Origin of the sequence: Halalkalicoccus sp. CG83, assembly GCF_037081715.1 — an archaeon.
In the GTDB taxonomy this organism is placed as follows: domain Archaea; phylum Halobacteriota; class Halobacteria; order Halobacteriales; family Halalkalicoccaceae; genus Halalkalicoccus; species Halalkalicoccus ordinarius.
Map to the genome: position 1 here is coordinate 1,553,168 of NZ_JAZDDH010000001.1, position 24,204 is coordinate 1,577,371.

The 24,204-nt window shown below is 64.4% G+C and carries 16 protein-coding genes; 3 read left to right on the plus strand and 13 right to left on the minus strand.

Annotated features, from left to right (window positions below; genetic code table 11):
* The first annotated feature begins 172 nt into the window (after nt 1-172).
* Nucleotides 173-634, plus strand: coding sequence for a DUF7344 domain-containing protein (locus V0Z78_RS08075; RefSeq protein ID WP_336344119.1), 462 nt, complete (start codon nt 173-175; stop codon nt 632-634).
* 140 nt (nt 635-774) lie between these two features.
* Here V0Z78_RS08075 and V0Z78_RS08080 read toward each other — a convergent pair whose 3' ends face one another.
* The 3 genes from V0Z78_RS08080 to V0Z78_RS08090 form a co-directional block, all read right to left on the minus strand.
* Nucleotides 775-996: a hypothetical protein gene (locus V0Z78_RS08080; protein ID WP_336344120.1), complete on the minus strand. Its 222-nt coding sequence runs from the start codon at nt 994-996 to the stop codon at nt 775-777.
* Nucleotides 997-1,328: 332 nt separating this feature from the next.
* Nucleotides 1,329-2,501, minus strand: coding sequence for a lamin tail domain-containing protein (locus tag V0Z78_RS08085; protein ID WP_336344121.1), 1,173 nt, complete (start codon nt 2,499-2,501; stop codon nt 1,329-1,331).
* Between the two features lie 289 nt (nt 2,502-2,790).
* Nucleotides 2,791-4,536 (minus strand): Na+/H+ antiporter NhaC family protein, encoded by a 1,746-nt coding sequence (locus tag V0Z78_RS08090; RefSeq protein WP_336344122.1) that lies wholly within the window; start codon nt 4,534-4,536, stop codon nt 2,791-2,793.
* 300 nt (nt 4,537-4,836) lie between these two features.
* Between V0Z78_RS08090 and V0Z78_RS08095 the strand changes: the two genes are divergently transcribed.
* A complete protein-coding gene (locus tag V0Z78_RS08095) occupies nt 4,837-5,904 on the plus strand; it encodes an asparaginase (RefSeq protein WP_336344123.1) in 1,068 nt (355 codons plus the stop codon).
* Nucleotides 5,905-6,898: 994 nt separating this feature from the next.
* Nucleotides 6,899-10,087, plus strand: a complete 3,189-nt coding sequence (locus V0Z78_RS08100) for a hypothetical protein (protein ID WP_336344124.1) — start codon at nt 6,899-6,901, stop codon at nt 10,085-10,087.
* A gap of 57 nt (nt 10,088-10,144) precedes the next feature.
* On the opposite strand, the gene V0Z78_RS08105 is transcribed toward V0Z78_RS08100, so the two are convergent.
* The 10 genes from V0Z78_RS08105 to V0Z78_RS08150 are packed head-to-tail and all read right to left on the minus strand — an operon-like array spanning nt 10,145 to nt 23,017.
* Nucleotides 10,145-11,836 carry a hypothetical protein gene (locus V0Z78_RS08105; RefSeq protein ID WP_336344125.1) on the minus strand — a complete coding sequence of 564 codons (1,692 nt, stop codon included), beginning with the start codon at nt 11,834-11,836 and terminating at the stop codon, nt 10,145-10,147.
* A gap of 22 nt (nt 11,837-11,858) precedes the next feature.
* Complete coding sequence (locus V0Z78_RS08110; RefSeq protein ID WP_336344126.1) at nt 11,859-14,237, minus strand: phage tail protein; 2,379 nt, start codon at nt 14,235-14,237, stop codon at nt 11,859-11,861.
* A gap of 1 nt (nt 14,238) precedes the next feature.
* Nucleotides 14,239-16,260, minus strand: a complete 2,022-nt coding sequence (locus V0Z78_RS08115) for a putative baseplate assembly protein (RefSeq protein ID WP_336344127.1) — start codon at nt 16,258-16,260, stop codon at nt 14,239-14,241.
* Nucleotides 16,261-19,785, minus strand: a complete 3,525-nt coding sequence (locus tag V0Z78_RS08120; RefSeq protein WP_336344128.1) for a putative baseplate assembly protein — start codon at nt 19,783-19,785, stop codon at nt 16,261-16,263.
* A gap of 20 nt (nt 19,786-19,805) precedes the next feature.
* Entirely contained in the window at nt 19,806-20,207 is a 402-nt protein-coding gene (locus tag V0Z78_RS08125; RefSeq protein WP_336344129.1) for a GPW/gp25 family protein, read from the minus strand.
* A gap of 5 nt (nt 20,208-20,212) precedes the next feature.
* The gene (locus tag V0Z78_RS08130; RefSeq protein ID WP_336344130.1) at nt 20,213-20,506 is read right to left on the minus strand and encodes a PAAR domain-containing protein; all 294 of its coding nucleotides are present in this window, start codon (nt 20,504-20,506) and stop codon (nt 20,213-20,215) included.
* Between the two features lie 8 nt (nt 20,507-20,514).
* Nucleotides 20,515-21,150, minus strand: a complete 636-nt coding sequence (locus V0Z78_RS08135; RefSeq protein ID WP_336344131.1) for a phage baseplate assembly protein V — start codon at nt 21,148-21,150, stop codon at nt 20,515-20,517.
* Nucleotides 21,147-22,169 (minus strand): phage late control D family protein, encoded by a 1,023-nt coding sequence (locus V0Z78_RS08140; RefSeq protein WP_336344132.1) that lies wholly within the window; start codon nt 22,167-22,169, stop codon nt 21,147-21,149. The genes V0Z78_RS08135 and V0Z78_RS08140 overlap by 4 nt, the downstream gene beginning before the upstream one ends.
* 16 nt (nt 22,170-22,185) lie before the next feature.
* Entirely contained in the window at nt 22,186-22,848 is a 663-nt protein-coding gene (locus V0Z78_RS08145; RefSeq protein ID WP_336344133.1) for a CIS tube protein, read from the minus strand.
* A gap of 1 nt (nt 22,849) precedes the next feature.
* A complete protein-coding gene (locus V0Z78_RS08150; RefSeq protein ID WP_336344134.1) occupies nt 22,850-23,017 on the minus strand; it encodes a hypothetical protein in 168 nt (55 codons plus the stop codon).
* Nucleotides 23,018-24,204: the final 1,187 nt, after the last annotated feature.

Below are 24,204 nucleotides of genomic sequence, written 5' to 3' on the forward strand. Positions count from 1 at the left end.
CCACGATACGATCCGTACGTCGAGGATGCGGGTCGGGTCCGTGGCGTACGATCCGTCCTCTACCCATACCCTAAACTACCTTACATGTCGAATAACGGTAGTTATGGTGTGCGAAATTCGATGAACTATATTCTGTATTTATTATACTTCCCGGAAATGTACGATTGGCATCATGAGTACCAGAACGACGGTCGACGACGCGTCCACGGAGACCAGCGACGGCTCGCTCTCCATCGCCAAGGATGACCTCTTTCACCTCCTTCAGAACGGCCGCCGCCGCGCGGCGCTCCGCTATTTCGCCGCTCAACCCGAGCGCGAGGAGTTCGACATGCGAACGCTCGCGGAAGAGATCGCCGCGTGGGAGAACGGGATCCCGGTCCAGCAATTGGACTCCGACCAGCGCCAGCGGGTGTACATCGCGCTCTACCAGTCTCATCTCCCCAAACTCGACGACTACGGCGTCATCGAGTACAACCAGTCGCGCGGGATCATTCGACCGACCGCGCTGACCGCCCTGTTCGAGCCGTACCTCGCCACGGAGTTCCGCACCGAGACCGCAGACCAGTGCATTACGGTACCGAACGACCGATCCGCTTTCGGTATCGCCACCGTGCGATCGTTGCTGGATCGCTGAGGTCGAATCGCCCGCGTCGACGAGCCCAAACCCGCTTGTCGAACGTCCCCTCGCTCCGGATCGTCTCGCGGGAGACCCGCGGACGGCGTCGATCGTGTTCGGACGGATGATCGACGGCTACGGCTAGGCGTCCGCGACGTCTACTCGGTGCAGACGTACATGGCTCCTTCCTGATCGACGAGTTCAGTCGCCGTGAGCGTCTGGAGCAACGAGTACAGCGTGATCTTCTTCATGCCGAGCGCCATGTGGAGTTCGTTGATCGTCGCTTCGTTCTCGATCTTCAGATAGAGGTAGACGAGTTTGGAGCCGGCCGTGTTCAGCGTCTCCGGAAGCTGGTACTGGTACTGTTGGACGTTGCTCATGCGAACCCATCACACTGCAGTTCCTAAAAGCCCCCACCTGACATCGAAACGAGTCGCCGTCCGGGAGGAGAATCGAAGACACCGCTTGCGAACCGTCGATCGCTTCGAACGGCCGCGATAAGTGACGTCCTGACAGCAACTCGGTTCGATCTCCCCGTAACTCACGTCGGCTCGACGGTTCCTTCCCCGGCTCAGACGACGCCCCTCGCTCCTTGGCGGAGGAGATTCCTCCTCGTCACGCTCACCGCCGGGACGAGGAACGATCTAATCGATCACAACCCACCCGCGGCCGGAGAACGGGGAAACAGAGGTCTCCCCCTTGAACGAACCGCTTAGCTCTCTTTCGGGCAGTCGTCGTCAGCGTCGTCCGTCGCAGCGACACCGTCCCCGTCCGCGTCCGTCACATCCTCGTCGTCGTCACCGGACTTCTCGTCCATGTCCTCGTCGTCTCCATCATCCCTGTCGAGTTCTTGCGTTTGGCCGTCCTCATCGTCAGAGTCGTCCGACGTGTCGACTTCGAAGACGACCTCCTGAACGCCGGCGTGCTCGTCACTCATGATTCCGAGCGTCTTTGACTGGTTGCGCACGACGGTCTCGAACATGACGACGTCCTCGGGCTCGCCAGCGAGGAGTTCGATCACGACTTCACCATCGGCGTTCGTCTCACGGGTCTCCGTTGCCTCTTCGTCGACGGTGCCGGGCGGCCAGAGCGTTACGGGCTCACCCTCGACCGGGTCGTCGTTCTGATCGACCACGCGGACGATCCCGGTCGCCGTGTCGTCGCTCATGTCGAGCGTCACGCTGACTTCCGGATCGGTATCGTCGACAGTTGCCGGAGTGGCCGCTGGGCCGGTGACGTCGTCGTGCTCGACGATGACGTCATACTCGCCGCTCTCGACGTCGAACGTGACCGTGCCGTCGCTATCCGTTTCGCCGCTCGCGACTTCTTCGCCGCCGTCGGACGTGACGACGCTCACGTTCGCGCCCTCAACGGACTCGTCGTTCTCGTCGACGACGGTGATGGTCAGCGTCCGCTCCGACTCGTCTCCGCCATCGCCCGGGTCGGATTCACCGGAGCCAGCGGTCGAAACGACCGTGTTCCCATCGGGATCGAGCAGCGCGATCTCGTCACTCCCATCGTTGCGCAGCACGTGGCCATCGTAGGGATCGACCAGCGTGACGTCGGTGCTGTCCGTGGTTTCATCGCCCGTGGCGACAGTGACCTCTTCGCCGGATGCGAGCGTGACATCCCCGGAGAGTTGGCGGACTTGATCGTAGTCCTCGTCTTCAGCCTCGAAATTGATCGAGTAGCCGGTGAGATCGACGTCGTCGTCACCGACGTTCCGGAGTACGACGTACTCCTCTTTGGCGTTCTGTTCGATCTCGATGGGGAGATCCGTTTGGGCGACCGTCGCTGCCGGAGTGATGAGGCCGGCGAGGGCGAGGGTGCCGCCTGCTTTGAGAACGGTGCGTCGGTTCGTGGTTGCTCTTGGCCCGTCAGACATGCCATAGCACACCACCGACTCCCGCGTCTTAAACCAGCATGACAGACGTTAGAACACCGACAAATACGCGAAGGAGAAAAGTACTGACCTGCGCCCCATCAGAGCGCGAAGCCCGGGTCCTGTCGTTGCCCATCGCTCGGGTTCTCTTCGATGGGTGGGTGAGGGGCAGGATGCCATTCGGCAGGTCGACTCCTCGAAGAACGGCGTCACTGACGGATCGAACGTGCCATTCAATGGGGGTTAGCGTACTCGTCGGTACGATACTCTCTACTGATCGGGAGACGAACCGTTATCCTCCCAGCGTTGCGAATGCGAATACGAGTGCGAGATAGGTGAAGACGACCCCGAGGGCGACCAACGGTATCGTATCGAGTAGATCGTAGTCTCCGTTGGTCGTCCGCTTCTGCTGATCGCTCGACTCGCGATGCAGTTCATGGCTCTCGATCTCCTCTCTCGTCGGCATCACCTCGGGGAGGTTCTTTCGTCGTGTATCCCACTTGTTGAGCGCAAACACGGCGATAGTCGTAAGGACGAACGCCAGCGGCAGAGCGATAAACACCTGTTGGAGGCCAACGGCGTACAGCAGTAGAATAAGGACGGTTACTCCCGCGGCAGTCATCGCGAACGGGATCTGAGTGTTGACGTGATCGATGTGGTCAGCACCGGCGAATATCGAGGACATGACCGTTGTATCGCTGATCGGGGAGCAGTGATCACCCCAGATCGCGCCGCCGAACAGAACGCCCATAAGTACCGGCAGGATTCCGATACCGACCAGTTCGTATCCAAGCGGGACGGCCAGCGGAGTCAAAATACCCATCGTTCCCCATGACGTTCCAGTGGTGAACGCGATGAACATCGCGGCAACGAAGATAATGAGGGGGAGGAACGAGCCCGGAACGCCACCGCTCACCATCGCGTTGACGATGTATTCGGCGGTTCCGACTTCTTCGGCAGCGAAGCCGATCGTCCAGGCCAGAACGATGATCGCTGCAGCGATCATCATCGTCTTGAAGCCGTTGATGATCGTGTCACTGGCTTCGTCGAGGTCCAACGTCCCATAACCGAGGGCGCCAATCATTCCGACGACCATGAATGCAAACGCCGCATAGAGCAACCCGAGAGCGACGTCCGTCTCCTGGAACGCGGTTGCGATATCGACACCGGGCTGATATCCGCCTCCGAGCCACCACATCGAGACGATTCCGACGACGAGCAGGACGATGATCGGGAGAAAGAAGTTGATGAGTTTCGGGTTCTTCCGACTCGGCTCACCCACATCGGTCGTGATATCCGATAAGGGGGTTGCGTCCTCACGGATCGTTTGGCCCGTGGTTCGGGCACGCCATTCGGCATCGAGCATCGGACCGTAGAACCGCTGTGTGATCGCGATCAGTCCGACCATGAAAAACGCCATGAAACAGTAGATGTTCCACGGAATGCTCTGCAGGAAGATGCCGAAGGCAGTGACGCCGAGCTCATCGGTCGTAACGTCAAGTGCCTCGAATCCGACGATGATCATCGAGACCTGAAATCCGATCCAGTTGGAGACGGGACCGAACGTCGTCACGGGTGAGGTCGTCGAGTCGAGCACATAGGAGTGCATCTCCCGGGAGCTATCGTTCTCCTCGGACAGTTCGCGTGTCGCATTGCCGGTGACGATCGTACTCGTATAGGAGTCGAAGAAGATGAAGATCCCGATCAACCACGTGAGGACCTGTGAATCGCGTGCAGTCTCGATTCGGTGTCCGATCCAACGTTCGAGCGCGAGGATCCCCCCCGATTTGTAGATGAACGCTGCACCGGCCCCCATGAACATGATCAACACGAGAAATCTCGCGTTGAAGGGCGTCATGATGACTTCGACGATCCAGTCGGTTGCGAGGGCCGTCGCGGCGATCGGGTTCCAGTCTGCGACCATTACTGCACCGATCCAGACCCCTGCGAACAGGGAAACGAGGGTCTGTCTGGTGGCCATCGCCAAGACAATGGCCACGAGAGGCGGCGCAAGCGCGAGGAGGCCGTATTCAGACATGATCTCTCTATGGGTGGATTCCCCAACCGTAATAAATCCTAGCGGGAAGCGAATCGGAGGACGAGTTCCGCTCGAACATCTACTAGATTACCCGGACCACATTTGCTCATCCCTGTGATAGCGGGGAGAACATAGGAACGGGTTCTCGGTTGCTAGAACTCGCTCCCATCACGGAGTCACGACAGTGAGCCGACGTTAGCTCTCATAATCGTGAGCTTTCCATAGGCTTATCATGTGGTGTGGTCACGCAAAACGTGGATGGCACCTCACGATTTCCCCAGACGGTCGTTCATGCAGATAATGGGCGTTGCTGGTGGAACAGGACTCGCCAGTAGCACTGCTGTTGGCACTCCGGCTTCAACCAAAGGAGATCAAACGAAGGACTCATCGCAACGTTCCGGGACCGTCGTACAGGTATTGAGTATGGGTGGGACGATCGCGAGTACACCGGGAGAAGGTGGTGCATCGCCGTCTCAAAGCGGTGAGGCACTGATCGAGTCAGTTCCTGAATTAGAAGACCATGCCGACGAAATCCTCGTTGATCAGGTCACCCAACTCGGCAGTTTTAATCTCGATCATGACGACGTGGCCGATCTCGGTGATGCCGCTCGCGAAGTAGAAGACGTCGCAGACGGCATCGTCGTTACCCATGGTACGGATACGATGGAGGAATCGGCATACCATCTCGATTTAGCGCTCGATCTCGATATTCCGATCGTGTTTACGGGGGCACAGCGACGTCCTGATGAAGTGAGTTCGGACGGGCCCGCAAATCTCGTCACCGCGTTCCGTGCGGCCACACACGACGACATCCGTACTGGCGTCTATATCGCGTTCAACGAAGAACTGCATGCAGCACGTGACGTGACCAAAAGTCACTCCAGTAAACTAGAGACGTTCGAGTCCCCTGGTGGAAAAGGACCGGTTGCTATCTTCACTCGAGATGAAGTACAGCTGCATCGGGAGCCGGGTAGTAAATCCGTTGAGCTCTCGTCTCTGCGTACTGATAAGACTGTCACGATCGTTTCCTCTGGTCAGGGGATGGACGATCGGCAGATTCGATTTGCCATCGAACAGAATGACGATGGGATCGTTCTCGATGCGTTTGGACTCGGGAACACGAGTGAAACGCTGAGTATTGCCGTTCGAGACGCGATCAACGGTGGAATTCCCGTCGTTGTAACCTCTCGAACGCACGCTGGGACACTCGCTGCGATCTATGGGAACGGGGGTGGCGAGACGCTCCAAGGGTATGGTGCACTGAGTGGTGAGGATCTACCGGCGCACAAAGCACGGATCAAACTCCTGCTAGCTCTCGAAGAGACGACCAGTATGAGCGAGCTCGAGGACGTCTTCGGGTCGTGGTAATCACTGGAAACGAGTTTTCGTAGTCCGGTCGTTCTATTTCGAGAAGTGTATCGATAGACACGGCTGGGTGGCCTGGGACTCAAGAGGCGAACGAGAACGTACGGCTGGCGGTGCTCGAGGTCGACGACGACCGAGTTCTTGGTCGGGTCGTAGCCTTCTACGACGGATCGTTCCATTACCGTCGTCGTACGAGGGAGCTGTCGATCGGGTTTTGTGCCACGTTGCTCTCTGGACCGGGAGTAAGGAGTACTGCACTTGGCGTGGGAGGAAGGCTTTTGCAGTAGCGGCCCAGATAGATCACCCTTCAAAGGGGGGCGAGGTGTGTTATCATACAACTCAGAACGAGTCGTGCGATCGTGAACCACGATGATGCAGGCTAATCACCGTAGTTCTGGGGGGAGGTCGTGTCGTGAAAGCGACGATCGGACTCGGCTCGTTGATCGGCACGGAGAACCTGGGTTCGATATATGCAGCAGCCGTCGACGTAACGAGGAAGTCACCGGGTGGAACGTGAGAACAACGGTGAGGACCGGGAGATGACGGTCGTCGCTACGGCACAGCAAACTCCATGAAGCGATTCAGATCTCAGGTAGAAGCGGATGATCAGAAAGCCTCCATTACCGGACGGTCGAGACGGGACCAGGCCGCAACAGGCCACGATCGGAACCGCTCCCTTCGAACGCTCCAGCAGTCGTTCGGTAATCAAGCGGTACAGGAACTCTACAGACGCGGTGAACTAGACGGATCTCTCTCGGACGACCCCCAACTGGATCGTACTGGCAGAGACGAGCCCGATACGCCGATGGACGGTACAGCAGTTTCGAACGAATCGGAGTACGGAGGAACAGAGGATTCCAGCGCAACTGACGGGGCCGGTTCGGACGCGCTCGCCGAAACCGCACCAGATGTAGGATCTGAGTCCGGACACGACGGGCCGGAGTCGACAGAGGAGTCGACGGCGCATTCCCAACCTACGGTAGATGAGGGCGGCTCAATGCCCGATGTACCGGACAAGGACCCGGAGTTCCAGGAGGTGATCCAAGAGATCGGGAGCGTAGCGGCACGGGAGCGGTCGCATCCGCCGTCCGAGGTTCCGGCGGTGCAAGCACAGCGGGCGTCGGAGAGCCCCGACAGCGAGGTGACGGGCAAGGCAGCGGCCGAACAGGTCGACGAGATGGACCGACAGGAACCACGGCCATTCGACCGGGCGGCGCTGAAGGAGACACTGCTCCGTCGCCTCGAGACGACGGCGCCGAGGACGTTAGAAGACGCCGACGAGTTCGCAGAGAGCGAGGCGCTCGCGTCGGTAAAGCGCGACGCCGTCGACACGGTCGAGACCGAGGCATCGAGCGTGCAGGCCCCGATCGAGGAGACTGCCAGGGAGACACCCGACACGTCGTCAGTGGAGCCGAAACCGACAGAGCCGCTGCAGTCGCCGGACGTTGGATCGCCGCCACCGGACGTCGGTGCCGCGAGAGCCGCACCGAAGCCGAAGCCCGAAACCGAAGTCTCGACGCCCTTCGAGGAGCGTCGGCGGACGCTCGATCGCCAACTCGAATCGGTCGAAGTCACGGAAGAACAGCTCGAGAACGCTAACGAGCCGGCGTTCTCGGCGGCGCTGTCGGCCAAACACGAGGCTGAAACGCATGCAGCCGAGGCGCCGGACGCCTACCGAGAACACGAGGAAGGTACGCTCTCGACGGCTGAGACGGAGGCGGTGGACGCCGCGCAGTCGCAGCTCCAGTCGATGCACGGCACCCGAGGAACGCTACTGGATCAGGTCGGCACTCTCCAAGAGCGGACGAAAGGAGAAGACGAACAGAAGCGCACAGAGGTAGCGACACACATCCTGGGTGTCTACGAGGAGACCACCCAACGGGTCACCGAACGCCTGGACACCCTCGACGAGGAGGTGACCGCCGAGTTCGACGCCGGGGCCGAGGCGGCCAGGGTCGCCTTCGAGGCTTACGTCGAGGAACGGTTGCGCGCCTACAAGGAGGCACGCTACAGCGGTGCCGCCGGCTGGGCCCGGTGGGGTAAGGACAAGCTGCTCGGGCTGCCGGACGAAGTCGAGCAGTTCTACGCGGAGGGCCAGCGACGCTACCTCGCGGCAATGGACGAGACGATCAACCGCGTCGTCGACACACTGGCGACGGGGCTCCTCGAGGCCCAGGAGACGATCGCCGAGGGCAAACGAGAGATCGCTACGTACGTCGCTGATCTCCCCGAGTCACTTCGAGAGGTCGGCGAAGCGGCGGCCAGCGACGTCAGTTCGCGGTTCGACGAGCTAGAACAGCGCGTCCACGGTACGAAAGACCAGCTGATCGACTCGCTCGCACAGACGTACACCGAGCACCGCCAGGCAATGGACGCTCGGATCGAGGCGCTCCGAGCGGAAAACCGCGGTCTCGTTGACAGAGCGCTCGACGCGATGGGGAGCGTCGTCCAGACCATCCTCCAGCTCAAACGCCTCCTGCTGGGCGTCCTCAGCAAAGCGACGGCCGCCATCGGGACGATCATCGGCGATCCGATCGGCGTCCTTGGCAACCTCGTCGCCGGCGTTACGCGGGGACTCGAGAACTTCGTCGCGAACGTCTGGACGCACCTGCAGACGGGTCTCATCGACTGGTTGATGGGTACGGTCGCCGAGGCTGGGATACAGCTCCCGGAGCGGTTCGATCTCGCGGGGACCTTCAGCCTCGTGACCCAGGTCCTGGGACTGACCTACGAGAACGTCCGCGCACGGGCGGTGTCGGTGCTCGGCGAACGGACCGTCGCTGCCCTCGAGGGAACGTTCGAGATCTTCCGGACCCTCCTCACCGAGGGAGTCGCCGGTCTCTGGACGTACGTCCAGGCGAAGATCGGTGATCTCCAGGCGATGGTGCTTGACAGAATCCGAGAGCTCGTCGTCACACAGGTCGTCCAGGCGGGCATCAAGTGGATCGTCGGACTGCTGGGCCCCGTCGGTGCATTCGTCAAGGCGTGCATGGCCATCTACGACGTGGTCACGTTCTTCGTCCAGCGCGCCCGACAGGTGGCAGCGCTGGTCGAGTCGGTCCTCGATTCGATCCTGGCGATCGCGCAGGGGAACCTCGGTGCCGTCGCGAGTTACGTCGAGAACGCCCTCGCGGGCAGTATCTCGGTACTCATCGGGTTCCTCGCGAACCTGATCGGCCTGCGCGGGCTGCCGACGAAGGTCAGAAGCGTCATCGAGTCCGTCCGTCAGCCCATCGACAGGGGAATCCAGTGGGTCATCGAGCAGGCCAGAGACGCGGCGAAGCGGCTGGGCGGTGTGCTAGGATTCGGGAGAGAAGGGTCCGCGGAGGGGCGCACCGAGACGGACGACCCCAAGCACGACGCGAAGGTGGAGGCCGGACTGGCGGACCTCGAGCAGGAAGAGCAGCGGTACGTGGAGCAGGACAGAATCTCTCGACAGGAAGCAGAGCAAGTCGCGGAGACCGTCCAGCAGCGACATCCGGTGTTCCAGTCGATCACCGTCGTCGACAGCGACCGACGGTGGGACTATCGCTACGTTGCCAGCGAAGGTACACACCGAGGTGCGGAAAAAGAAGAGGAGGACGAAGTTCTAGAAGTCACCGTCGCCAGTTCAAAACCACCTGGACGTAGCGTCGTAGGAGAGCTAGCCCCCACATCTCCGGACGTTCTCGCGGCTGTGCCGGGTGATAAACTCGCTTCGACAGTGTTCGAACGGGACGTCGGACGCAGCCTCGCGGAGTCACAGGGGCTGTCACCGATTCCGCCCGGTACCAAGAGCCGCTGGCCTCGCAGAACCAGAACGTCCACAGGGCTCCCCTCAGAGCCGACACTCCTCGCGGAGCCGAAGACTAATCTGGGGGGCGTCGCGCGAGCAGATGACCTTTTCAGGCGGCCCGACTTCGTCCTCCTTTCCCCAGCCGGTGCCCCTCAGATCGAGGTGTTCGAGGTGACGCTCGACGCCGGGTTCAGCATCCCAGAGGGAACGCAGGGTTCGCCGTCGCACAAGCGGGTTCAGGTCGCGTCCACGGTTTTCGCGATCGCTCAGCGCTATCCCGACGTTCCGATCATCTATACGATCCGCGCGCCGATGCGGCCGACAGCCGAGGCGAAAGAACAGCTAGATGCCGAACTGCGTCAGGCACGGAAGGCCGGGGTCGACGTCCAGATCATCTGGCGGTTCGGATGAATCGCATCTAGCTGCAGCAACTTCGCGGCTGAGGAGCTATTGGCAGGAGACGTTACGCTACTGCATTCCCAGGCAGTCGACCGTCGAACACACCCGCTCCTGGGCCGTCGCGACCGGGAGGACGTCGTCCTCCTCGCGGTCCTCGAACGCGATCCGCAGTTCCTCGACGTACCGCAGGAATCGCTCGAACTGCGGCGTCTCGCTGACTCGCGAGTCCTCGAGGCGGTGAGTGAGGTCGTCGAGCATATCGAGGTACTCCTCGATGAACTCGTAGTACGCCTCGGGCTCGATGCGCTCCTGGGTATCGAAGCCACTGAGGAACTCGTTCGCGAATTTCGCGATCTCCTCCGGAAAGTGGAAGTCGAGTCGCTCGGCGAGGCCGCCGAAGGAGCGGCAGATGCAGAGCACGGAGCGCTCCATCACGTGGTGTTCGAGGCGGGTCACTCGCTGCATTAGGCGCTCTATATCCCGCTCGTGGCGCTCCTCAAGGCGACCCATCCGCTCGGTGAGCGCCCCGAGATCGGGGAGGTCGCTCACGGAGAGTCCGACGGCGTTCTCGCCGACGGCATCGGAATCCGTGGTGATGGTGACGGTATCATCAGGCGAGGTCAGGTCGACGTTCCCGTCGGCGTCCCCCGAGACCCCCTCGAGACTCGCGAGCGCTCCGACCTGTGTGGCGGTCACCTCGTGTGGGTTGTCAGTATCCGAGCGGTGGTTCTCAAATTCGGTCGTGAGCGTGCCCAGTTCGGGGACGGAGAGGTCGATCGAGTTCGCGCCGTCGTCCGGCGTGATGTCGATCAGTCCATCCCCTGATTCTAGGTCGACGTCGCCGCCGGGATTGCTGACGCCGTCGACGCTGACCAGCGCGCCAACGGACTCGGCCGAGGCGGCCAGATCGACCTCGCTCGCATCCGGATCCGGATCGATACTAACCGAGTCGTCCGTCGAGATCAGGTCGACGTTCCCGCCGTCGTGGAGGACGTCGTTGAGCGTCGTAATCACGTCGTGGGGGTTTCCGAAATCGGTCGCGTGGCCCGCAATGACGGCGTACAGCATGTCATTGGTGTAGACGAACGGCCGCCGCTCCGAGCCCGACGATTCGCTCCACACGTCGCCGTCCTCCCCCTCCGATCGAGTGAACGCCCCGACGAACACCGAGGGGTCCTCGCACGTCTCGCAGTCGTCGCGTTCCGCGTCGTAGTACGACCGGGCCATCATCGCGAGCGCGTCCGCCGGGTCGTCGTCTGGCGTCGGATAGTCGACGACGGCGGCCGGGACGTGCTTGTAGTCCGGTTCGGTCTCCTCGTAGGTGATCTCTGAGATCTCGAGGATGCGGTTGTACGCACACTCCTGCTCGCAGGCGTTCTCCGAGCCGGGGATTGGGACGGTCTCCTTTGAGCACTCAGCGTACCGGAGGTAGACGTAGATGTCGTCGCCCTGCGGCGGATCGAGTTCCCCCGTCGACGCGCTCGTGACGACGATCGGGTTTCCACAGCAGTCCAGCGCGAACCCGGGGCCGACCGTAACCTCGAGGTTGTCGCCCGTCTCTTGGACGTTGGTCACCGAGAGCCCACAGAGGAGTCCCTCGCCGCTCACCTGCCGCGAGAGCGACCGTTGCTGACCGATGTTGTACCGCTGTTCGGCCTCCATATCGCGGGCGGTCATCAGTTTCCCGTGGAAGTAGCGGTTCTTCTCGAAGCGGTGCAGTCTGCAGCCGTCGGTTGTGCCGTTGTGGGTATCTCGGTTCATGGTCTGTTGATCTGTGTTCGGGTCACGATAGCGGAGCGTCGTCCTCGTCCAGTCGTGAGCGGCGGCCGAGTTGGAAACCCGATTCGCGCTCGGAGAGCACCGCGTTCGCGCCGAGTTCGGTCTCTTCGAGCACGAAGTCACGCTCCGGGAGCGTGCTGTTGACCCCAAGGTAGGCGTTGCTTCCGAGTCGGATCCAGGGTCGAAGCTCGATCGCGCGCCCCGCGGCGTGGGCCGGCCGCTGGTCATCGACGATCCGGCGGATCGTCCGCAGTTGTTCGTCGCTCACGGGTGGAGTCACCATGAGGAGGAAACACTGCGGACAGCCCAGCAGCGCGCGGTAAGCCGCGAGCGTCTCCTCGGAGTCGATACAGTTGAAGGCGGCGTACTCTAGGAGAAAGAGGCGTTCGGCGCGGTCGTACACCGCCGGGAGGGTCTCGTGGACTCGCAGCGCCGCCTCGACTTCGGCGTCCGTCAGCTGGCTTTTCGCCGCCAGCCGCCGGAGAACTGCCCGCTCGTGGCGATGGGCGTTCGCCCACGCTCGCGTCGAGTCGTCGGCTCCCTCGACGTCGGCTGATTCGTCGGATTCGACCGGTTCCTCGAGGAAGAGCCGGACCATCTCGAGGAGGCCCGCTCTGGTTCCTCGCCGTTTGAACAGCTCCGGGCCCCGCTCGAGGAGGCGACGTTCGGCTTCCTCGGACCAGGTCTCGCCCGCCTCGAGCGCGAGCCAGCGGCGGAGCCACGAGAGGTACTCCGACGGGACGCCCTGCGGGTCGAGGTATCTCGTGACGGCGTCGATCTCCGCCTCGACGTCGACGAAAACGCTCTCAAAGATGGACAGGTACCGTTCCAGGAACGCCGCGCTCGCGGGGTCTTCCCGGTATATCGCCGGCAGGTATCGCAGGTACGACTCCCGCGGGAAGTACGCGCGAAACGACGCCACACGCGGCGTCCGCGACTCGGTGCCGAGCAGCGTCAGCTCGACCCAGAGGTACCGCCCAACCGGGTCGTCCAGCAGCGCGTCGCCGGGGTCGGGTAGCGGCAACGAGGTCCAGTCGACCGCCCGGCGTCTGGCCTCGGCGAGCCAGTCGTCGCTCGTCGAGACCGCGGTGCCGGTGACGTCGCTGATCTCTTCGGCGGTGAGCTCGACCAGCTCCGAAACCCATCTGACTTTCGCTGATCGAAGGCGATCGGCGTACGTCGGCCCGATTCCCGTGATCTCCTCGAGGTCTTCGGTCTTCGTGTCGTCGTCCGTGGCGGCATACCGCAGCCGAACCTGCGAGCCGGCGCCGTGGACGTCGAACGACGCGGTCACGCGGTGCCAGGCCGTCTCGAGTTCACCGCTGTCGAGACGGGTCCGCACCTGCGCGTCATACCGGTCGGTCGCCGGGTTTCGGCTGTAGCGGCGGGTCTCTGCGAGGAAGTCGACGACCCGTTTCGAATCGTCGACGACGTACAATCCACCGTCCTGGACGGTGCCATCGGTCCGGTCCAGCTGGAGTGCAACCGAGCCGCGCTTGAACGTGGGGAGTCGCTCGAAGGTTCCCTCATCCGGCAAGAAGCGAAACAGCGTCCGCTCGGCCGGTCCCTCCGGATCGATGCCGGCGAGGAGTTCGTCCTCGTCGCCGACCTCGAGGCAGGACGGCTCGAAGCCCGTTGAGGACCGCGCCACCGCGAACGTCTCGATCGGGTACACGTCGTCGACGATCTCCTCGCGCTCGTCGTCGAACTTCCGGACGACCAGCGGCCCGTCGCCGTTGCCGCGCCGATCGAGGACGTAGAGGTTTCCGTCGGCGTCGGCGACGAGCGCTTCCGGCGCATCCAACCCGGTGACGATCCGCTCGGCCGTCCCGTTGGCGGCGAGCCTAGCGACGAAGCCCTCACCGGAGACGTCGCCCCTGTCGAGGACGTAGGCCGTTCCCTGGTGCGAGGCGAGCCCCACGGGGGTCTCAAACGGTTCGCCGATGATCCAAAGTGTCTGCAGCAGTCGCTGCGAAACCGCGCGGACGTGACCCTCGTCACTGTCCGTTAGGTAGATGATCTCTGGCGTGACGGCGATGGCGTTCGGGTCGACAGTCTGACCCTCGCTTGCGTCGTCGTCAACGGTCTCATCGCACCGAGCTGCATGCCAGAGACACTCGAGGTGCGTCGTTCGATCCGCTCGCCGATCGTACGTATACACGGCCCCGTCCGACCCCAGGAGATAGAGGACGCCGCACTCATCGAGGGCGACGTCGACGACGGTCGTCTCACCGGCGAGGCCATCGATCACGGTTTCGGGCGAGACGTACGTCGGCGCTGGCATCCTGGCGACCGCGACTCCCTCTGCGGTCACCTCGTGGTTGGATCCCGTCCACTCGTACCAGGCGTCGGGCGACTGCGCGCCGAGGAACGCGAACGCCATCTCAGGTACCTCCGCAGTCCGTCCGATCTGGCGCGACGGCGATCTGGTGGGACTTCGGGTACACGAGGCTGAGCGGCCGTCCCTCGGATCCGTCACCGATCAGGACGGTGCCGTCCGGGTCGGTCTCGAACGTACCGCTGGCGGCGATGGAGAGCGCGCGAGCGCACTCGACGCCCTCAACGCCCTCGATCGTCTCGTACAGCTCCGAGGGGTACACCGGTCGACCGAAGGGCCACCCGTCGCCGTCGAAGCCGCGCAAGGGGTGTAAGAACTCGTTGAGAGCTGATGTGACGGCGCTCGATCGCCCCTGCTCGGAGTATCCCGACCGGAGCTCGATCTCCGCCGAGACGCTGATCCCGACGTACGTCGGCGGTTCGACCGCTATTCGGTCCGTGAGGAGGCGGTGTTCCTCCAGGTGGCGTTCGACCGCTCTCAGAAACCCCCGACTCGGGATCGGTCGGTCGAGTTTGCTGAACGGGACAACCACCACGCGGACCGTGTTGTGCGGTTCGCAGTCCTCGAGGGGGTCCTCGCGGTCGACCACCGTCGCCGCACGCCCGAACCGGAGGCCGGGCGTACTCGTCGCCACTGCGCGGTAATCCGCGGGAGCGACCGCGCGATACGGCGTCCGTCGGTCGCGCTGCAATCGGATCAGTGCAGCCTCGACGGACTCTGCGTCGGTGCCGCCGGCGGGCGGGACGAGTGGCTCGACGCCGAGACCAGCGGAGCCGTTGGGACCGCCGAGTTCGGGACGTTCGAACCGCCAGGACGCCGACGGCTGGACGTTCCCCGCCGTCCCGCCGCCGCAAGTGTACGCTTCGGCGACGACCGACTGGCCCGCCGCCGGCACCGACCCCCGCACGTTGTCGCCGAACCGGACCTCGCCGCGCGAGCGATCGAGGACGTAGTGACGGTCGTCGGGACCCGAAGCGTCGAAGTGTTCGACTTGCTGCCACTTCGTGCCCCCGACGAGGAGCCGAGCTGAGAGGATCGGTTGCTCATCGAAGACGAACGTCTGCCCGGGTCGGGCTGATGTCGCGGTGGCGCCGTCGGCCCGCTCGAGAGGAGTCAACTCGACGACCCGAGCCCTGTGTTCGGCTTCGACGACGTTCAGAGCGATCGTGTCGAGTTGTGGAGGTACCTCGTACCCTGGCTCCTCCACGGTCGCGCGCAGCCAGAACAGCGCTCGGTCCTCATCAAGGATCGCCGCCGGCTCCTCGATCCACTCCGACGGCCGTTCCAGGGTGATCGATCCGCCGCGGTAGAGGTCGTCAGTGGTGTCCTCGGTGTCGTTCGTGCCGTCCTCGGAAATGTGGACCTCGATCCAGACGTCGTTGCGGTACCACTCGTCGTAGTTGGTGCAGTGCTCCCAGGTGACCGAGACGGACGGCTCGAACGTCGATGCCTCGTCCCCGTGGGACGCCGGCGCCGGCAGGTCGTCCTCGTGGTACTCGACCGCGATCTGTAGGACGTCGGCCGCGCCAAACGGGTCACCGTCGAACCCGAGGTAGGTAGTGCTTCCTCGCCGCGCTTCCTCACCGAACGGGTGGAAGTAGATCCCCTCGGTTCGGTTGGCGTTCGTGTTGTCGACGCGCCCACGGCTGTGTTCCGTCATGATCGTCGCGATCTGCGCGGTCGTCAGTGTGATCGGCGCCGTCGTCTCGAAGCGCTTGGGCGATGCCGACCCGTCGTCGACCACGAGCGACTCTCCGACCGAGATCCGGGTGCCGTCAAGCACATCCGGAGGGTCGAGCAGCAGGCGCGTTGACGCCGGCGTCGGCGGCACCGGGGTAGCCTCGGCCCCCATTAGCTGCAGGTACTTCCTGACGTGGGCATCACCGAGGCGGTTCAGCCGATAGATGTCCGACTCGGTGATCCACGCGAGCAGCTCTAGGATGGTGATTCCGGGGTCGTGGGCGTTGTGGTTGGTCCACTCCTCTGAGTACACCGGGATCCGTTTCGTGGAGTCCTCAACGAGCGAGTCGAAGTTCCGGTCGTCGAGGTTGGGGACGTCCAGGCCCATCTAGCGCCCTCCTCGCGCCGCAACCTCGTGGGTTCCACTGAACACGAGGGTGTCGGGCGAAACGGTCGGCGCCGGCTGTCCCGCCGTCAGTGAGACGTCGGTGTCGTTGCCGGCGAGCGTCACCGAGAGATCCTCGACGTGGTCGACGCCGTCGATCCCTTCGAGCAGTGCGTAAACGTCCGAGAGACACGGCACCGTACCGAACGCCCAACCCTCGCCGCTGGTCCGACCGGTCAAGGGGTGGAGGAACCCCTCAAGCGCGGCGGTCACACGGGCCTCGAGCACTGCGATGCTCTCAACGACGCCGGCCGCGAGCGTCGTGTTGACCGTCACTTCGACGTAGCTTGGTCCCCGGACCACCAGGCGATCAGGTTCGAACAGCGTCGCTGGCGCCCGCTTCCGCATCGCTGCCCGCACCTGCTGTTTCGTCTCCGTCGACGGAACGGGGCGTCGCTGCTGTTCGCGGGGGACGATCACGAGCGTGACCCACCCCGGAGCCCGCCCGCCGTCCTCGTCCATACCGGAGATGCACTTCGTCCGCGCGAGCTTCCGTGACGACGCCGACGCGACTCGCTCGACGTCGGCCACTGTCACCGCGCGGCCACGGTCTCTGAGTTCCCTGGGCGCACGCGAGAGGACGTCGTTCATCGACTCCGCGTCGGTACCGCCGTCTCCCGGCAACGGGTTGGACACCTCGTCGACGAACGGGATCGAACTGGACAGATCGGTCACCGTCCCACGTTCGACGTTACCCGCCTCGCCGCCGCCAGTCCGGTAGGTCACCGCGACGTTGTCCCGACCACGCGGTGGGATTCGGCCGCCGACGCCGTCCCCGAACGTGAGCTCGCCAACGGTCGGGTCGAGTGCGTACACCCGGTCATCGTCCCCGGTCTCGAGGAAGTTATCGATCCGGCGCCACCGGACCCAGAAGGCCTCCAGTTCGTCACCGCGACCGTTCACTCGCTCGGTCTCGTCGGTCGGGTCCCCCTCGAGACGTTCACGGGCCCCCTCAGAGAGCGCGGTACGTTCGTCGATCCAGACTTCACCCTCGATGAACGGTGGCGATGACACGGTGAACGTCTGGCCGGGAGCACCGTCGCTGGAGCCGACGATCTCGTCTTCGATCGGACGAACGTTGTACGACCAGCCCGCATTCGGGTAGAGCCCGTAGAGGCGGGGTGCGGTGCGCTCCGGCCGACCCGTCGGGGGGACGGTAGTGAGCGTCTCTAGACAGGCGGGCGGACACGGCGCTTGGCCGCGCGTCGCCTCCAGTTCGTCGACGAAGGGGGTCATCGACGAGACGGAGGGGATCGTCCCTCGTCGCTCGGCCTCCCGTCCGGCTTCAAGTCGGTCGGCCAGCACCGACCCGGGGCGTATCGGCGCTGTCTCCGTTCGCGGGCGATACGTTTGTCTGGCGATCGGTCCGTCGTCCGGCGCCAGGATCGCGACCACGTCGGGATCGCCGCGGTTGAGGACATGCCGCCGGTAGTCGAAGCGCAGGTCGGCGGGACCGATCGATTTCGTTCCGGTCGCGACGAGGAGCGACTCGCCGGCCTGGAGCGTCGTCCCCTCGGGGAACGCTCTGATCTGTACCGTCGGCTGGTTGTACTCGAAGTCGATTCGATATCCCGTGAGGTCGATCGCAGCGTCGCTGCGGTTCGTGACCTCGACGAGCTCGCGGACCGGGTAGATCTCGCTGACGACGATGGCTTCCGTCTCGGTCGACGCCCGCACGGGGGCGGGGGTGAACTCGTCGCCGGTTACCCGAGCGCGGATCCAGTGCCGAGTCCGACCGAACCGCTCGAAGGCGATGGTCTCCTCGGGAAAGCCGATGCCGACGATCCCTCGACGGGTCAGGCTCTCAGTCTCATCGGTGGCGTCCAGTCGGGCCCACTCGTCGCGGTCGGGGGAACGACAGTATTCCCATCTGATCCGCGGGTAAAACGCTGACGGGTATTCGACGTCGGCGAGCTCGAACAGCAGGTTGATCGGCCCGTCGCGGAGCGGCCCGTCGAAACCGAGATAGAACGTCTGGGACGTGTCGGGAAGCCCAGTGAACGGTCGGAACGATCCGGAACCGCGCTTAGTGAGGTTCTCGCCGAATGCGAGATTGTTGTGCGCTATGAGCCGCTCCGGGCGGCCCAGCGGCGGCGCCGCCGGGTCGAATGAGATGGTCACCGAGTTGAAGCGCGGCGGCGTTACGTCGTCGACTTGCGACCAAGTCCCGTCGTCGTTGGGTTCGAACTTCGGCGTTCCGTAGTGACCGCCGACGAGCCGAACGCGGATCCAGTGACTCTCCTGGCCGGCGACCGTCGTCGGCGAGAGGTCGGAAGGGATGGGGAAGGCAACTGCGCCGTCGGTCCGAAGCCGGTTCGTCGTATCACCGACTCCGGCGATCCGCGTCCAGCTGGCGCCGTTCCAGTACTCCCAGGAGAGCCGTGGATCAGTCACGCTCGTATCGATGTCGGCCACGGCATCGAAACGGAGTTCGACTCGCTCGTCGCGCTTGCTGAACGCCTCGGAGGATGCGACGTAGAACGCGTCGAGCCGTTGTGGGGACTCGCCGAACGGGAGCACTCCCTCACCGTTGATCTCGACCGGGAGCGGAACGTCGTTGTACCGCATCGCCTTCGGCGGCGACCCTGCCGGGGACTGGATCGGCCCAACCGCAATCGAGGCAACCGTGAGATCGAACGGGCTGGTCGGCGGGACGCCGCCGGGAAGTCGACACCGGATCCAGTGGGTCTCGACGCCGTCGACCTCGGTTTCCGTGAGCGTCCCGCTCGCCGGGAGCCGGAGGTCAATCCGCACGGCGTTACCTCGGTCGTCTCCGATAAAGCGCCCCTCGAAGGCGTGCCAATCCTCGGTCGTCTCGCCGTCGCGGGCCTTCTCGCCGTAGTACTCCCAGACCAGCCGGTCCTTCAAGACGTCGACGGCCGCCACCGTCTCGATCGCGACGCCGATCGTCGATCCCGGATCGACCCGTAGCCCGTCGGAGTCCCCGATGTACAGTTCGTGTCGCTGGTGGTCTTCGCCGCCAAAGATCACGGCGTCCTCGTGGTCGACGGCTGCCGACCGGGCGTCGAAGATCCGGTCGCCGAGCGGGTCGACGGAGTACGCTAGATCGACGGCCGCCGGCGTCGCCTCGAACCCGCCGTCGGCCGGGATTTGGAAGGTCTGCTCCGGCCTGGCGTCCATCGCGGACGCGACGGCCCGGGTCTTCGCTGGGATCGGTACGTTCTCCCCGAGGTCGTTATCCACCGCAAAGGTGAGCGGAAGCCTCGCCGACTGCGGGGGCCGCCGGGTGAATCCCAGCGAGTCGAAGAACCCAACACGGTGTTTCTCGGGCACCCGGTTCAGTCGCTCGGTTACCTCCGATGCGAGGTCGGCGAACAGGGCTATCATCGCCGCCCCGAAATCGTCGGAGTTCGGGTCCCACGACTCGGTGTAGTACGGAGCCAGCGACTCGGCGTGCGTCCGGAGTTGCTCGCGGCGCCGGCCGTCGACGACCGGATCCTCAGACACGGACACCCTCCGGATTCGAGTCACTCACGCCGCCCCTCCGTGAGGTAGAACGGATACACGAGGTTGTGCTCAGTGTTGCTCTGTCGCACTCGGTAATCGAGGCGTATCGGGAGCACTCCGTCGTCCCGAACCGTTTGCGGGGCCTCGACGTTCGACACCTCGATTCGGGGCTCCCACTTGACGAGCGCGTCCTCGACGGCCGTCTCGATGAGGGTGCGCACCGTCGCGTTCATCGACGTGAACACGTACTCGTGGATACCGCAGCCGAACTCCGGGCGCATGATGCGTTCGCCCTTTGCGGTACCGAGGACGATCCGTATTGCCCCCTCGATGTCGTCGACGCCGCTCGACTGTTCGATCTCGCCCCGTCGGTTCGGCCGCACCGGGAACTGCCAGCCGGTTCCGAGGTAGTCTCGTTCCACGATACTCACCCGATGATGACCGTCGGCGTACCCCCGACGATGGAGTTCGGCGGGCCGGCTTCCGCGATGGTGTCGCCCGTCCGTGCAGCCGGCAGGCCGTTGATCAGGACTGTCGGGCTGCCCGGCTGAGTCGGGCCGCCGGCGTGCGGCGCCGGACCCGACGACAGTGGGCAGGCGTGGAAGTCGATGCTGGCTCGCCAGGCCGGAAGGCCGCCGATGAGGACGTTCGGACTCCCGGGGCCCGGGCCGAGTGGCGTTCCGTGCGCGGTCTGGTCTGTGACTCTGGCTGCTGGTGGCATTGTCTGTGTCAGTTGATGTTCACTATCGATCCCTGAAGGGAAAGGGGACCGTCGGCGTCGATCGAGATCGACGTGCCGCTCAGTTCGAGCGTCGTCGCCTCAATGGCGACCTTCGTCCCGCCCGACACAGACACGGTCCCCGACGTCCCGTCCAGTTCGATGGTACTCTTACCGTCGTCGACGGTGATCTTCTCGCCCCCCGACGAGTCGTCGAGGACGATCGTTCGGCCGCCCGCCGTCGCGAGTTCGAGCCGACCCCCGTTCTCGCCATCATCGAGGACGACCTCGTGGCCGCGTCGCGAGCGGATCGTCCGGACGTCGTTGTTCCCGTCGGCGTTATCGGCCGGAGGTGTATCCTCGCCGTTCCACAGCGCGCCGACGACGTAGGGGTGGTGGATATCGCCGTCCTCGAAGGCGACGAGGACCTCGTCGCCGACCTCCGGCAGGAAGAACGTCCCCCTATCCGGGCCGGCCATCGGGACCGCGATCCGCGCCCAGTCGCTCTCGTCGTTAGCCGTCCGCCACGGGAACCGTAGCTTCACCCGGCCCATTCCCTGGGGGTCCCGATTGTCGGTGACGATCCCGGCGACGACGCCGGGGATCGTTTGACCGGCTTCTCCGGGGCTACCGTTCGAGAAGCTCATAGCACACGCTCCGTGACTTCGAATCCCGTCTCGTAGCCGGAAGTGCCGATCCTGTGCGTCGATCGTATCACGTAGTAGGTCCTGGTGAACATCTCGCCGAGTCCCTCGAGTCGAACCGTCGTTCCCGCGCGGAGCTCCGGCAGCCCCACGGTGTCGCCGCTTCCCTCGATCAGTTCGGCCGACAGCCGCTCGAGTGCCGCGGCCGCGGCCGCCTCCGCCTCGTCGCGTGAGGCCACCGGAACGCGGACGACCCTCGTCCCGGTCCCCCCGTCGCGATCGGCCGACCCGACGATCTCCCGCTTCGCGCTCGGGTCCCAGTGGCGCACCTCGACGGTACCAACCTGATCGGCCTCGTTGAACTCTGGCGAGAACGAGACCAGCGAGTCGCCGTACTCCAGCGTGAGCTCGGGGGATTGCTCTCGCTTCGGTGCCCGGAAGTACAGCGTCTCCCGGTCGGCGAAGAGTTCGAACCCGTTCCGATCGGCGAGCTCGCGTAGGAACTCGTAGTCGCTTTGGTCGTCCTGAATGACCTTTGGTCGCGGCCGGCCCGTCTCGTCGACGACGACGCGGTCGAACGCGTACTCCGAGGCGATCTCGCGGGCGATGTCGGCATCACTCGACTCGTCCCAGGATCGGGAGTTCGTCCCCCGAGTCAGATCGTGGAGCATGCCGTAGCCGCTCACCTCGACGGTCGGCTCGCCGTTAGCTGGGAACTCCGGGCGGATAGACTGTATGCGTCCCGCGAAGACCGGCTCCTGTACGTTCCCGTAGCCGAGTCGGATCCGGATCGGCGTCTCCGGACGCAACCGATCCCAGTCGACGCTCGTGAACCGGCGTGCCGCGCGGTCGAACCCACCCGTCTCGACGAACGTGAACCGGTCGGCACCGTCGAGGATCGAGTCTACTGACAGGTCCGAGATCACGCCGTCCGACTCCCTGATCTCGTCGTCGCCGACCCGAACGCGGAACCGCGGCGCGTAGAAATCGTCGTACTTCTGCCGGAACGCCGCGAGGCTCATGGAGCCACCTCCGGAGTCATCGCGTCCCTTCCAGCGGCGGCACGATCAGCTCACGGTCGCTGGGCAGCGACCGGGGGTTCTCGATGTCGTTGGCGGTCGCGATCGACCGCCACCGCGTCGGGTCGCCGTACACCGCGGCAGCGATCGTCCAAAGCGTGTCGTCGCCCGTCACCTCCCAGACCTTCGTCCGGTCGGCGGACTGGCGCGGTGCAGCGGTCGTCTCCTCACCCGGCCTCGTGTACGCTTTGAACGTGACGTCGATCCGGGCGCGAACCGGCGTCCCCTCGGGGAGGAACATCGTGAACGTCGTCGAGGCGCTCTCGAGGACGGCCGTGAACACCAGGCTCCCCCACGCGAATCGGCACACGGGCGGCGCGTGGCGCTCCTCGTCGACCCGGAGCAACCCGTCGATTCGATCGGTATGGTCTCTGACGTCCGTGCCCGCCTCGTAGGTGTCGAAGAACAGCTCCATCGAGAGGGTCTCGGCGTCGCCGCTGACGAATTGGGTGATCGGCGACCCCAGCCCAGGGAGGCTCTGGTCGCTGTACGTCACCTGTTTGTCGATGCTGTACTCGGTGGGATTGAACAGCACCGGTATCTCGGCGGTCGTCGACTCCCGTTCGTCGAGAACCTGAATCAGGGCTTTCTTCAAGGTCGACTCCGTCGCCCGACCGACCATCTCAGCGTCCCCTCCGTTCGTCCTCGATCCGGAACTTTCGCTCCAGCTCGCGGTAGAGGCGGTCAACGAGCCTGGCGCGCTCGGTCGGTGACCCCTGTAGGATCGCGGCGTCGTCTCCTCGTCGTCGAGCAGAGGACTCCGCGCGGGCACCGGCGTCGGGGCGGGTCACCAACTCGGCGCGTCCGTGCCCAGCATCTCGTCCTAGAGGGGCGTCTCGAGTCGTCGCTGCCGTTCTCGAGGCCGTGTCCTGGGCGCCCCGACGGCTGCGCGCCGATCCGTCCGCGCCAGCACCGGAACCGGTCCGACGGACGGTCAACGCAGGCAACCTCCCCTCCCCCGCGTCCGAACCGGTAGTCGAATCGTGCCGACCACTGGGAGCGCCATTGGATTCGGACTCACGGGGGGGCTTCGATGCTCCCGGAAGTGGGGTGCGATCTCGCTGCCCGTCGCGATCGGTGCCTGGTTCGGTGGACGATCGTGGCCTCCGCACCCGTACCGGCACCGAGCGGACAGCGTTCGAGGCTGGCGCCGTTGCCCCGTTACGTCCGCGAGGGTCGGCGGTTGAACGCCGACCGCGCTGGCGCGAGTCGATCGGCCGGGCCGACCGAGAGACGGCGGCTACCGTCGTCTTCGGCGGCTCGAGGACGGTAAAGGGCGACGCCGACCCTCGACCCCGGGTTCGATTGTCGCCTCGCGCCAGTGCGGTCGAACCGGTGTCGGACTTCGATCGGTCCCGAACCGCCTCGTCGGCGAGGGGTTCGTCGAACGAGGTCGAAGCTGCCAGCTCGGAAACCCGACTGACGGAATCGACTGCGCGTTCCGCGTTGGCGCCGGTCGGCCGCAAGACCGACAACGAGGGCTTGCCGTCCCAGGGCCGATCGCTCGCCTCCGTCGAACTGGCCGGACCACCGGATCGCCGACCGGACAAGTCGGGATCGCCGCTCTGCGACCCTGTGACCTCCAGACGACCGTCGTCACCGCTTGAGTCGTCCTGCGTCCGTGGATCGGGGACGTCCGTTAGTACCGTTCGCGTCTCGAGCGGGGAGCGCCGGTCTCCGGCGCGTGTATCCGATTCCGATGCTGGACTCGGTCTAGCGCTCCCTCGCGCATGGAGGCTGGCTTTGGAGTCGGACGCTACCGGCGCACCGAGCGCCGCGCGAACGGCTGGAAGCGTCAGCCTCGGGAACGCTGCGACTCGGGTGCCGACCAGCGACTGCAACACCCCGGAGAACGAGCGACGGACACCCGGCTGAACGGTCTCGTCGTGGACCACGCGGTGGATCCACGACGGGTCGATCGTTCGCCAGACCGCATCTGGTCCCGACATCGATCGGAGCACGCCGATACGGCGGACCA